Source organism: Shewanella indica (assembly GCF_002836975.1).
Taxonomy (GTDB): Bacteria; Pseudomonadota; Gammaproteobacteria; order Enterobacterales; family Shewanellaceae; genus Shewanella; species Shewanella indica.
Genome location: NZ_NIJK01000038.1, coordinates 67719 through 80646, shown reverse-complemented (window position 1 = coordinate 80646; position 12928 = coordinate 67719). Strand labels below are relative to the sequence as shown.

The 12928-nt window shown below is 53.1% G+C and carries 7 protein-coding genes; 2 read left to right on the top strand and 5 right to left on the bottom strand.

The window, feature by feature from the left end; translation table 11 throughout:
- Positions 1 to 66 precede the first annotated feature (66 nt).
- The 5 genes from CX650_RS12725 to CX650_RS12705 form a co-directional block, all read right to left on the bottom strand.
- Positions 67 to 2208, bottom strand: a complete 2142-nt coding sequence (locus CX650_RS12725; protein WP_101096017.1) for an OmcA/MtrC family decaheme c-type cytochrome — start codon at positions 2206 to 2208, stop codon at positions 67 to 69.
- Positions 2209 to 2510: 302 nt separating this feature from the next.
- Entirely contained in the window at positions 2511 to 4697 is a 2187-nt protein-coding gene (locus CX650_RS12720) for an OmcA/MtrC family decaheme c-type cytochrome (RefSeq protein WP_167388644.1), read from the bottom strand.
- A 95-nt stretch (positions 4698 to 4792) separates the two neighbouring features.
- Positions 4793 to 6724 (bottom strand): OmcA/MtrC family decaheme c-type cytochrome, encoded by a 1932-nt coding sequence (locus CX650_RS12715; protein ID WP_101096015.1) that lies wholly within the window; start codon positions 6722 to 6724, stop codon positions 4793 to 4795.
- Positions 6725 to 6743: 19 nt separating this feature from the next.
- On the bottom strand, positions 6744 to 8855 hold the full coding sequence (locus tag CX650_RS12710) for an MtrB/PioB family decaheme-associated outer membrane protein (protein ID WP_101096014.1): 2112 nt from the start codon (positions 8853 to 8855) through the stop codon (positions 6744 to 6746).
- Positions 8856 to 8865: 10 nt separating this feature from the next.
- Complete coding sequence (locus tag CX650_RS12705) at positions 8866 to 9849, bottom strand: DmsE family decaheme c-type cytochrome (protein ID WP_039033877.1); 984 nt, start codon at positions 9847 to 9849, stop codon at positions 8866 to 8868.
- 428 nt (positions 9850 to 10277) lie between these two features.
- Between CX650_RS12705 and CX650_RS12695 the strand changes: the two genes are divergently transcribed.
- Positions 10278 to 10517, top strand: coding sequence for a FeoA family protein (locus tag CX650_RS12695; RefSeq protein WP_039033911.1), 240 nt, complete (start codon positions 10278 to 10280; stop codon positions 10515 to 10517).
- A complete protein-coding gene (gene feoB, locus CX650_RS12690) occupies positions 10510 to 12804 on the top strand; it encodes a Fe(2+) transporter permease subunit FeoB (RefSeq protein WP_071476457.1) in 2295 nt (764 codons plus the stop codon). The genes CX650_RS12695 and feoB overlap by 8 nt, the downstream gene beginning before the upstream one ends.
- The last annotated feature ends 124 nt before the right edge of the window (positions 12805 to 12928 follow it).

The following is a 12928-nucleotide window of genomic DNA, read 5'->3' as shown; positions in this document are numbered from 1 at the left end:
TAATTCGATTTTAACAATTTGACAGATAAAAAAAGAGAGGCCGAAGCCTCTCTTTAGGGTTAAGTATTAGTGATCGAAACTCCAGTTGGAGTGAGCTTCCAACAGCTGGGAGTCTGTATGACAGGTAGCGCAGGCTTCTTGGCCTTTCTGGGCGTCATAATCACTTGCAGCTACACCGTGGCCTGTACCTATCACACCACCATTGGTCACTATGTGGTTGATAGTGGTTTCACTCAGGCCGTATGGCGGTTGGTGACAGCTGGCGCAGGCGGCAGTCTGTGGCGATACCAGAGTCTGTTCTGTGCCATCTTCAGTCTTGCCGAAGGCAACCGGCGCGGCATCGGCGGCAATTTTCTTCAGTGAGAAGCCGTCTTTACCGTGACAGGTCTGACAGTCTGTCTTCTTGAAGAAGCCATTGTCTGAGCTGTCATACAGGTAGTGCTTGGAATGCACTATGTACGCCAGGTTGGATGAGCCGTCCCCCTTCTTGTCGCGGGTACCGTTATGGCAGGAGGCACAACCGTCGATGTCGTTGGAGAAACGGTGCTTGATGGCAGTAGTGTGACACTGCTGACAAGCGGTCATTTCGGCATGTTGCACCCTTGGGGTAGCGTCGACTTTGCTGCCATCCAGATTGAAGTAGGCTGTGTCAGACGGTACGTAAGGGCCGGAGTTGGTAATTTTTCCATCAGCATCAAATTCGCAATCGGCCACGGTTCCAGTACCGTCGAAACAGACATGCAGCTGGCTGCTCAAGGCTACTTTAACCTCTGGCGTACCCATGACTTCGGCTACTTTGAAGTCGCCGTCGCTGAAGGTGACATCTATGCTGCCGTCGGCGCCTTCACTGAAGTGGTCGTAACCTACTTTCTGGTAGTTAACCAGGAAGTCGTCTTTGACCACACCGTTGAAGACGATGGCGCTGGTGAAACCGCCATATTTATATGGGCTGGAGTCAATCTGCGCCAGCGTCACATTGGTGTCGCCGTGTTTGACCGTCATATTGGCCGTGACTGTCTTGCTGGCCTCATCATAGGTCATGCTATTGAAAATGACGCGGGTTTTGGCGGCCTGAGCACTGTCGTTGTTGCTGTAGTGGGCGCGTTCGGCACCAAAAACCTGGCCATCAGGGTCGCTGTGACAGGAGACACAGTTTTGCACTTTTTCTTTAATCTGGCTGTTTTCTGCATCCCAGTGCCAGGAAGGCACGGCATATGGGCTGTTGTGACAATTCAGACAGGTTGCGGAATCCTTGTCGGCTTTCCAGGCATCGGCCATGGTCAGGGTTTCACTGGGTTGGTGACAGGTCTGACAGTTACTGGCTGATTGCGGGAAAATACCGTTGTAGAAGGCATGACTGTGTACTTCGTGTGCCATGCCTTTGATGGAGCCGTCGAATTTGTGGCTGCCGATCACTTGGCCATTTTCGTCCTTGTCATCCTTCATGTAGCTGTTGTAGTCGGTGTGACAGAAGGTACAGCTTTCCAGGGTGACGTGTTTGCCACCGTGCATGGCCAGTGCGCCATCATGACCGGGTCTGTGACAGCTTTGACAGGTTTCATCGGCGATAATCGGCTTGGGTTTGGCCTGAGTAGTATCGGAAGAGGGTTGCCAGTAGAAGAAACTGTTGTTAACCAGATTAACGTTGGCCGCATTGGCTGTCTTGATGCCAAGATAAATACCGTTGACCATGTCGGCCTTGTAGTCGTATTTACCCAGAGTATCTATGGCTTTATTCAGTTTCAGTGTGTAGGTGCCGTCCTGATTGTCGGTCAGACAGTCTTCACAGTTTTTACCCTGGAAGTAGGAAGAGCCAGTGTAGAAGCCATCACCTTTGTCTTTGTTAAAGTAGCTCAGCCAGATCTCTCTCGCTTGGCCTTCTACATCGGTCAGGCCTTCAATCTCATCTTCGCTGCCGACACGGCCGAAGGAGACTGCGCCTATGTCAGTGTTTTTCAAACCAAAGACGGCGGCGCCGTTGGCATCAGACAAGCTGAAGTTGATTGTCAGGAAGCCGTTGGTGTCTACAGACGCGGAATTAATCTTGGATTTCAGCGTGTTGACTTTGCTTATAGGTGTGCCGACAGGACCTGGCTTACCTGGTTCGCCATCTGAACCGTCGCTGCCACAACCGGCCAGCATCAGAGACAGCAAACCGGCACCCAACATCGCTTTCGTCGCGGCATTGAAATTAAACCGTTTCATCATGATATTTCCCTGCAAGTGATTTTAATCATCACTAACCAGAGGTTAAATAAGAATAAATCTCATCAACCATGGAAAGTGTGTGGAATTATTTTTCCAAGGCCAAGGCTACCCAAGTGGTGGGGATTAATCAGTCACTTTAGATGGGTTATGTGATTAAGATCCGACTATTTCTTTAGGGGTATACCGCTAGATCAAAAAAAGTTAATCCTGATCAAAAAAACGTGTGTTTTAAAGGCTTTTTTAACGAATTTTGCTGCATAAAAAAGGGAGGCGAAAGCCTCCCTTTGGTAGCAATATTGAGTTTAATTGCCGTGTGCTGTCATCAGCTGAGCCGGGGTGTGACAGGTGGCACAGGCCTCTTTGGCACGATTACGGACATCGGCTTCATCCATGCCATCCAGAATACCGCCGTTGGCCTGAATATGCGATTTGGCTGCATCACTCAGGTACTGCTGGTGGCAGCTCAAACAGGAGCCGGCATCTGAGGAAACCCAGATATCCGCGCCGCCATTGCTGATGTCACCATAACGCCAGACGCGATCCGGTGACCTACCCAGAGTGATACCTGTGACGCTGCCGGAGGACTCTGCATGACAGGTGGCACAATCGGTTTTCAGCACAGTGCCGGACTTAAGCCCTGCATATTTGAGGAAGTGGCCTTCACGCTCGTGTGCCTTCCAGGCAAAGCTTGAGGGGATTTTGCCGCCGGGATAATCGGCATCATTTCGCAGTGTCTTATCCGGTGTATGGCAGGTTTGGCAGTTGACGCCATTGTCATAGTGATGGATCTCCTTGCCATGACAACTCTGACACTTGGTCGGGTCTATGATGGCGCGGCGGGCCATGGCATCCATACTGCTGTCGACACCATTGTTGCCCCAGACAAAGCGGTAGGGTTCCTGCTGGATAGCCACAGAGCGAACTCCATCGGTTGCACAGTCTGTCAGTTGAATATCGGCAACACCATAACCGCCGTTATTGAAGCAGGCTTCCAGTGCCGACCAGATTTCAAAGCTCTTGCCATCCGGGTTTGCCGGCATATCAAACGCCGGAGTCAGCGTATAGCTCTTGCTGGTGGCGTCAAAACTGCCTTCACTGAGACGAATACGGCGCTGGCTGTAGGAGGCTTCGTTATAGGCAGGGTAGTCCTTGTCTATATCCCAGCCGACTATCATACGGCTGCTCTGATCGATAAAGCTTTGCTCCATGGCGTTACCGTCTTTATCCAACACCTGCACTTTAAAGGTCATCTTGCCGGCGTTGCTGCTGACCTCCAACACCTTGACGCTCAGCTCTGCCGCCAGAGTGTAAGCTTGCATCACATCACCGTGGCGTTTGGCTGCGCTGCCGGTACCGTGATAGGTATTGTCAGTGTTGTGGCAAGCCATACAATCAGTGCTGGAGTGGTGGGATGAAGGTTTTTCTGTGTGACAGGCGACACAGGCAGTATTGCTTTTCTCGGCCTTGAATAGGTCGGCATTGGCCGGAGTGCCACTGCCTTCCTGGTGACAGACGCTACAGTCTGAAGCAGGCTTACGGGGGAAGCCGACCACACCATAGTCGTGGACGCTGCCGCCATAACCGACAATCTTGTATGGTGCCGGCACTTCATTGCCATCGGCATCATAGGTATGCCGTTCTGCGCCGCGGTGAATGGCGTGGATCAGATAGGTGAACTCCACGCTGTTACCCGACTCAGGATCACCAGAGGTCGCAGTATGGCAGGAGGCGCAGTTTTCCAGCGCTATGCGCCGTCCGCCGTGCAGCTCCAGGCTGTCCGGTTGGTGACAGGTGTAACAGGCATCTATGGCGACCACATTGCGGGTCTGAATGCCTTCTGTCTTGCCGCTGGACGGTTGCCAATCATAATGGGCATTGGCGGTAATTTGAGGCAGTTTCAGTTCCAGCGTGGCCCTTTGAGTGGCATCGGCATCATAAGCTATGGCCAGCGGCTCTGTGACTTCGGCAATATTGACCTGATAACTATAGCTATAACTGCCGTCACCATTGTCGACCAGGCAGGTCTCGCAGGCGCTGGCGGCTTCGACTCCAGCCTGATACTGAGGCGATGGACTGAGGTTGTCCACCCCATCGGGAACCGATGATGGTTGTTTGAGGCTATTGATATAGGCTTGCCATTGGAATCCCCAGTCGGCTTCTCTGGCTTCTTCGCCTTCACCTATGGTTTCGGTCACATGTGTCAGCTGAGCGATACCAAATCTGAGGTCATAGTCTTTGTTCAGACCCAGCACTGCCACACCATTGGCGTTGGTCAACATAAAGTCGACCGTGACCTTACCTGCTTCCACTTTGGCGTCGGTAAACTTGACCTTGAGTGTCGGAGTGGCATCGATATTCACTCCGATCACGCCGTCCTTACCGTCTTCGCCATCCTTGCCGTCACTGCCACATGCCATGAGCGTCAGCGACATCAGAGTGGCCAATGCCAGGCGGGTATGCCCTTTAACCAGTCTTGAGCTTTTCATCATTATTTCCCTGCATTGCTTTGATTGCACGACTGAGCCAGTGTTTAAATACCGGCTCTTTCCTGTTATTGCCGCCCTTAAAGGGCGGCTTATTGTTGTTACTGAGCGATAGGATGCACCTTGGTGACATCGGCCAGGCCACCCTGCCCATGACAGGTGGCGCAGCTTTCTGTTCCTGCCTTGGCATCGGCTTCAGCGCCTTGGAACACGGCCCCTTGTTGTGTCATATGGTTGCGGGCACCATCGCTCTGGTGGCAGTTACTGCAGATTGCCGCCGTGGGGCTGGTGAAGCTGCCGTCATTCAGGCTCAAGGGTTGCACCGCCGATTTGAGCGGCAGCGCCATACTCAACACGCCATTTTCATCTTTGCTGTGGCAGTGAGCACAGTTGCCTATGTTCCCCGGGAACTGCAGCGTCTCGAATCCTTCGTAGCGTGCCGAGTGCAACGCATGGATCAGCTGTTTGAAGTCGGCGCTGCTCGCTGATGGATTGGCAGCAGTGGCATCGGCTTGCATATTGGGGTTGTGGCACAGCTGACACTGACCGGCCAAGTCGTTGCGAGCACCGTGGAAGTTCAATTGCTGATCGCCATGACAGCTGCCACAGGTTTCGTTGCTGACCACCTGGCGTCTCCCGGCCGTAGTGAGCCCGGCCATGTTGAATGACTGGTGGCTCGACTTGATAACCAGCACACTGGCGGCGTTGTCACTGCAGTCGACCAGCATGCCTTGGCTGGCACAGACGCGACCCTGAATCGCCAGGGTACCGGCATCGGCTTCACTGCCGGCGGGAATGGTCAGTCCATCCAACTGATACTGATAGACACCATTACTGCCGGACAGCGGCGCCACTTCATGTACCCTAATTGAACGGGCAGAGCGGGTGGCGTAATCAAAGCTGGTGCCCCAGTTGGCATAGACTCTGAGATCGCTGACAAACACCTGTTTTTCGGCGCTGTCGTTATAGGCTGCACCTGTCTGCGGGTTACTCAGCTTGAGCGAGAAGCTCAAACTGGTGCCGCTGACACTGGCGTTGGTGACCTCGGCCTTGAATTGCCCAAGGGCCACCAGGTTCTCTTGATTGGCGTGGACTTCACGGGTCCAATCCGGATTGTGGCAGGCGACACAATTGCTGTTATCCGCTTGCGCCGGGTGACCTTCGCCTTTGACGAAGTCGATATCGTTATGACAGCTGCCACAGGACTCCATAGTTGGCACCCGGAACCAGTTGTGTTGTTCGCTGAGGGTTTCGTCCTCTTTATGACAGGTCTGACAGTCAGACAAGGGTTTGGGGAATCCGGCCAGGTGCTTGGCATGGATCATTTGCGGGAAGATGTTTTCCGGATTGCTAACCCGAGTGGCATTGTGGCAGGTGACACAGGTTTCCACCTGGTTATAGTTACCGCCGTGAAACGCCAGGTCATTGTGACAGCTGTTACAGGTGTCGATGGAGACAATGTTGCGGCTGTAGGCCGGAGCACCCGCAGGTGGCTGCCAGTCGTAATGGTCATTGGTTACCGGCAATGCGGTGCCATCTGCCAGCGTATCACCACCGAGTTTGATCACCACTCTGTGGGTGGCGCCGGTGATTTCAGCTATCTCATTCATACCGTCGAAAGGGGCACTGAAACTGTAGGAGTAGTTGCCATTTTTATGGTCAACATAGGTGCCCGGACAGCTGCTGGAGCAGGTCTCTGAAGTGAAATACTGCCACTCACTGCTGTTGCCGGCCCCACTGCTGCCTTCCGGCAACAACTGCGCGGCAATGAAGCGTCCTGAGGGGATACCGACTACCGGCTCATCATCCTGATTGGTGACCCGGTAATCTACCCGGGTAATGCCCTCTTCGAGGGCCGTTTCCTTGACCTCAATATTGAGCTTACTGATATTCATTGCCGGTTCGCCGCCCGGTTCGCCGGGGGTTCCCGGGTTGCCATCATCACCACCGCAACCTGAGAGAGCCAACATGGCGGTCAGCAGGGGCGCGCCTAGGTAAAACAGGGGAGTTTTTGGGGTGTATTCCTTTGACATCGCTCTTCGCCTCTTGCTCTTATAGGGAGTAACTCAGTGTCAGCCCCAGATAGTGGGCGTTATAGTCCTGGCCAAGATCTCCAAAGCTGAGTACGTTGGGGATGCTATCCGGGGTTAATCCCTGATTGAGCCAGTCACTGTCCTGATAGTGTTCAAACAACCAATCCAGCCTCAATGCCATCTTGTCGCTGAAGTGATACTTGGCAAAGGCGTTGAAGGTATGGCGACGTGAATAGTAATCGCCGTAATCCAGAGTGAGCCCCTGGCTGACATCCGTCTCGCTTTCGCCTTTTGAATATTGCCAGTCGAAGCCCAGATCCAGTTGTTTATCCAGCAATTCGTTATAGTAGATGCCGAACCCGGCGACAGTGCTGCTGTCGCTGGCACGGCTGTACCAACCGCTGGGGCCGAAAGAGGCTGAGCCGGTTTGATCTGTATCCTGCCAGTCCTGATTGAGCCAGGCATTGAGGCCAAACTGGGCTGAGAATTGATAGTTGCCACTGAGGCCGTAGCCCCAACTGCTGACTTCATCCAGGCCGATAAGCGTCTCATCGTAGTCTTGCTGTTTATGATTCAGCGCCAGGCTGAACGACAGGGCATCGCTGAAGCGGTAATCGTTTTGCAGTCGCAACAGGGTTTGTTTTCTATCCGCCAACCAATACTGACGCATCCAAGGATTATTGGGGCTTTGGCTCAGCTCGGATGTCTGATAACTGCCGCCACTGCGCTCACTGAGTTCACCTTTGAACCACAACTGCCAATCGCGGCTGGCACGCAGGTTCAGCTTGGCAAACACGCTGGATTGGAACAGGGATTCGCGCGCCAGATCGCTATAGCTGTGGTGCTCATACTCGTAACCTGCGTCAAGAGACAGGGCGCGGGTAAAACGGTAGTTGAAGGCGATATCGGCTCTTTGGCGGGTGTGGTCATAGGCCGCGGGCGTGGCGCTGCCCTGGTGCCAGCTGTCACTGCTCACCTGCGGCCAGTCTTTAAGTTGTGTCTTGTTTTCCCGGTCGCGATAGTCGTAACCACCGCGAACAGACAAGCCTCTGCTGAGGCGAGCGGCATACTTGAGTTTGAGTTCCAGTACATCGACCTGCATGTCGCCATCGATTGCGGGCAACTGAGGTGAAGGACCATTGATGGTGGCCGGTAACAGCGCCTGATCCTGAGTCATGCGGGTGAATGCCGTGTGCATCAATATTTGATGTCCGGCCTCGGATAACTGCAGATCGGCGCCGACTCTCAATGCCTTGTTATCCGGATTGTCGGCGAGTTGGCCATTATAGGCGGCCCCGAATGTGGGAAAGAATGCGTTTTCCCAATAGAGTGCCTGATAGTCGTTACTGTATTGGCTCAGGGTCGAATTGAATCCGGCCAGCCAGCCTTTTCCTTTGAAATAGAGTTTGGCTTCAAGCTCGTCGGTACTGTCATCCACTCGGGTGGCCAATGCCATGGAGTTGGTAAGAAAGTTGCCGTTGGTTTGGCGGGTGCCATCGCGTTGCTCGTGACGGTAATTGAGCCCCGCCTTATAAAAGCTGCCCAGGTAATGGGCATCCAGCGTGAAGCGATCCCGCTTCATTTCCAGTCGCTGGCTTGTCAGGCTGTCATCAAGCCCAGGCATTTGCGAAGTGAGGGCTGCTGCTTGCCAGTTGTCCGGCAACATCAGTCTGTTGTCCTGATTGATATAGGGGCTCATGCCATTGTCCGGGCCGAAGTTGGCCAAGGCGCGATAACCAAGACGGATATCAAATTGGCCGGGTCTTCCCATGCTCAGGCTGGCGCTGCCGGTGTCGTAGCCCAGTTTGTCGGCTTCAATGTGAGTGCGGTAACCCCGCTCACCATAAAAGACGACATCACCGCCAAGGTGCCCGGTGGCGCCATCGGCATCTGTGCCACTAGTATTGGCAAACACAGCATTGTCGCCGTCATTGTAGGCCACACCGGCTTCAAGTGTGCCGCGGCTTTCCTGTGGCAACTTGCACTGGCCGCAACTCCACTTGTCCTGTTTGAGCTCGGTGCGATTGACCTGTTGCAGCGAATAGCCACCGGCCCAGGCAGGCTGCATCACGCAGGCTATGGTGAGCGCCAGCAGTGACAGTTTCATCTGTGTCTGTTTCTCGATAACCATACTCAGCTCCTTATCGCTGCAAGAGTTTGCCGGATGGATGGTTGGAACCATGCACCTGGGTGTGGCAGTTCAGGCAGGAGTTGCCGGCGTTATAGGCGTTGGGCATCAAGCCGGTTTGCTCATTGGCCGGGAAGTAGGCTCTGGCTGCATGGCCGTCGGAGGCATGGCACTGCTGACACAACTGAGGCGGTTTGGCCAGCAGCATGGCTTCGTTGACGCTGCCATGAGGGTTGTGACAGCTGGCGCAGTTGTCTGTAACCGGAGCGTGTTCCCACAGCTTGGGCCCACGCTTCTCGGCGTGGCAGCTGTAACAGTTTTCGTTGACCGTCATCTGTTTCAAGCTGGCATCCCCCAAGCTGCCGTGAGGATTGTGGCAGTCGCTGCAGACCATCTGCTCTGTGCGTATCGGATGAGCGGAGCGTTTGTGAATGTCGGCACGTTGCTCTGAGTGACAACTGCTGCAAACGGCGACTTCGGTTTCACGGCTCTGGATGGGATCCTGGCCTGTGTGCACTTGGTGACAGCTGGCACAGGAGACTCCGGCGGTGTCGTGGTGGCTGGCACTCCAGCCCAGGCGTTGTTCATCCTGGTGGCAACTGAGGCAGACGCTGTTCTGTTTGTCGGTCGGTACCGGCGAGTCGGCACCAAAGGTGATCATCGGCTCCTTACCACCGCGGTTGTGTTTTCCCATGGGGCCGTGGCAGGCTTCGCATTGCAGATCGGCCATCGGAGATTGAGCAACATTGGGGTTGCCGTGGACACCATCAAAAAGCGCCATCACTTTCTGGTTCTTTTTGTGGCACATCAGGCAGCTGTCAGCACCCTTGGGAGAATATTTTCCTTCAGCAAACTTGGCATCCAGAATGGCTTCAACCTCGGTCGGATCCTTGTCGTCCCATGGGGTGGCTTCGGCCACAAAGGCCAACAAAAACAATAAGGGGAGAGCGCAACCCAACCCCCAAAGGTTTGGTTTACTCGAGTTATCCATTTTCATCATTCCATCCTGAGCGCGTTCATTGCCGATTTATAGTTATTGGGCATGCTTCAGTAATTTACTGAATTGCTAATGTTAAAGAATAGAGCAAAAAAATGACAAGGCGATAACTTTTTAATGATGCTTATGTATAAAGAAGGCTGATTTAAAAAAGAAAACAACAAAGTGTGATCTGCACCACATTTTGTTGTGCCGCTCTTTAAGCTGAAATTGGGATCTGAAGCAGAAAAATACCGGATTCAGTTTCGGTTATTTGCGCTTAAGCGGTTTATTCCCGAGCGCTTTTGTCTCATAATAGCCAACACAATTGAAAACTATTATCGTTACCAGTTGAAAAGCTTGATCCAGATAAAGTTCTTATTTGACGGTTTCAGGTAAAATCGAATCATTACCCGCATGCTTGCATGCTGTTTTCAGTGGTAGAGGCAATGAAGTTAAGTGAATTGAAACCCGGTGATCGCGCCATGATTTCCGAAGTTGGCCATCTGGATCTGCCTGCAGTGGTCAAACGCAAGCTCCTGTCCATGGGGATCACTCCAAATACCCGTTTTTCTTTGATCCGTCGAGCTCCCATGGGATCCGGGTTGGAATTGGACATCCGCGGCAGTAAGTTGTGCATGCGTCAGGATCTGGCACAGATTATAGAGGTGGAAAAGGCCAATGACTAAGCAGTTTCATTGTGTCACTGTCGGCAACCCCAATGCCGGTAAGTCGACATTGTTCAATGCCCTGACAGGTGCCAATCAACAGGTGGGTAACTGGTCCGGGGTGACAGTTGAAAAGAAAACCGGTCACTTTTCGCTAAACGGTGATGATGTCTTTCTCACTGATTTACCCGGCATTTACGATCTTCTTCCCGCTGGCAACAACTGTGATTGCTCGCTGGATGAGCAGATTGCCCAGCAGTATCTGGCCAGCCAGAAAGTCGATGGCATCATCAATCTGGTAGATGCCACCAATATCGAACGTCACCTGTATCTGACAGTGCAGCTGCGTGAACTTGGCATACCCATGGTTGTGGTACTCAATAAAATGGATGCGGCGGTCAAGCGCGGCATTCGGGTCGATACCCAAGCCATGAGTCGAGAATTGGGTTGCCCTGTGATAGGCGTGACTTCTAGAGAAGCCCAAGACGTCGAGCGGGTCAAGGAACAGGTGATAGCACTGCTGGAAGGGCGGGTTTCAGAGTCGCCTTTGATGCTGCAGTATGATGCCACTATTGAAACCGGCGTCGCTGCCATTATGGGCAGTGACGCTCAACTGAGTCGTGGCCGAGCCTTGGCTATGTTGGCTAATGGTCTGGGTTGTGGTTCCTGTCAAAACAATTTACTCGATGAACAAGTCTCCAGAGTGACAGATCAATTGACACTCGAAGGCAAAGATATAGAGATCATGGTCGCCACAACACGTTTTGACTTTGTCGAGCGCGTTTACAAGGGTTCTGTCAATGCCGACGGTCAACTGACCTTGAGTGACAGGCTTGATAAGTTGGTATTGCATCCTGTATTGGGTATCCCGGTATTTTTGCTGGTGATGTACCTGATGTTCATGTTTGCCATCAACGTGGGCAGTGCCTTTATCGACTTCTTCGATATCAGTGCCGGTGCACTGTTTGTTGATCATTTCGGGGCCTTGCTGACCAACATAGGTGCTCCTGCCTGGTTGGTGACTCTGCTGGCCGGTGGTATAGGTCAGGGTATTCAGACGGTATCGACCTTTATTCCGGTTATCGCGGCGCTGTTTTTGGCTTTATCAGTGTTGGAAGGCTCCGGCTATATGGCCCGTGCCGCTTTTGTGGTTGACGGTTTGATGCGTCGCATCGGCCTGCCCGGCAAGGCTTTTGTGCCCATGATTGTTGGTTTCGGCTGCTCTGTGCCTGCCATCATGGCGACCCGCACCCTGGGTAGTGAACGCGAACGTATCGTCACGGGTATGATGGCGCCCTTTATGTCCTGTGGTGCCAGATTGCCGGTATACGCCTTGTTTGCGGCGGCTTTTTTCCCTGACTCAGGTCAGAACCTGGTGTTCGGTCTCTATCTTATAGGTATTTTGGCGGCGATAGGCACAGGCCTACTGCTGCGTAATACCTTGCTGCCAGGGAACAGTAGTGCCGTGGTGATGGAGCTGCCAAGCTATGAAATGCCCAAGCTAAAAGCTGTGGCTTCCCGCACAGGTAAGCGTACCAAGAGCTTTATTCTCGGCGCCGGCAAGACCATTGTGGTCGTAGTAACACTGCTTAACTTTATCAATGCCATAGGCGTTGACGGCAGCTTCGGCCATGAAGACAGCCAGGAATCGCTGCTCAGTGTCGCCAGTCAAAAAATCACCCCGGTGTTTTCACCTATGGGGATAGAGGAAGACAACTGGCCGGCCACGGTTGGGATAGTGACAGGGATCTTCGCCAAAGAAGCGGTAGTGGGTACGCTCAATAGCTTGTATAGCACGGCTGATGGCGGTGATGGTGAGCTTACTCCTTTGATGGACAGCTTCTCCGAGGCGCTGGCGACCATTCCGGCCAATCTGTTCGGCATAGTGATGGAAGATCCGCTCAAGTTGTCTGTGGGCCATGTTGAAGATAAAAACCTGGCTGCCGAAGAGCAGGGGGTTGATCAGTCAACATTCGGGGCGCTGCAGGCAGGGTTCAGCGGACAATTGGCGGCCTTCTCTTATCTGCTGTTTATTTTGCTCTATACCCCTTGTGTGGCCGCTATGGGCGCACTGGTGAATGAGTTTGGCAGTCGTTGGGCTACTTTCGCGGCTACTTGGACCTTTGCACTGGCTTACGGCAGTGCCACTGTGGTCTATCAAGGTGCGACTTTTGCCGAGCATCCATTGCAGTCCAGCGCTTGGATTAGCTTCTTTGTTCTTGCCCTGATTGGTTTCTATATGTGGCTGAAGCGCAAAGGTCGCAAGACCCAAGAGATTATTCCGGGTATCAAGATAGTGACTGAGTAAAGTCACAAGCAAGAAAGCAGCCTTTGAGGCTGCTTTTTTGATCACGGCGCCGGGTTTGACGAAGTGCGCCGCAGTTTTTATTCTAGAAGGATTGTAACCGGGCATGATCTGTAGGATCATGCCT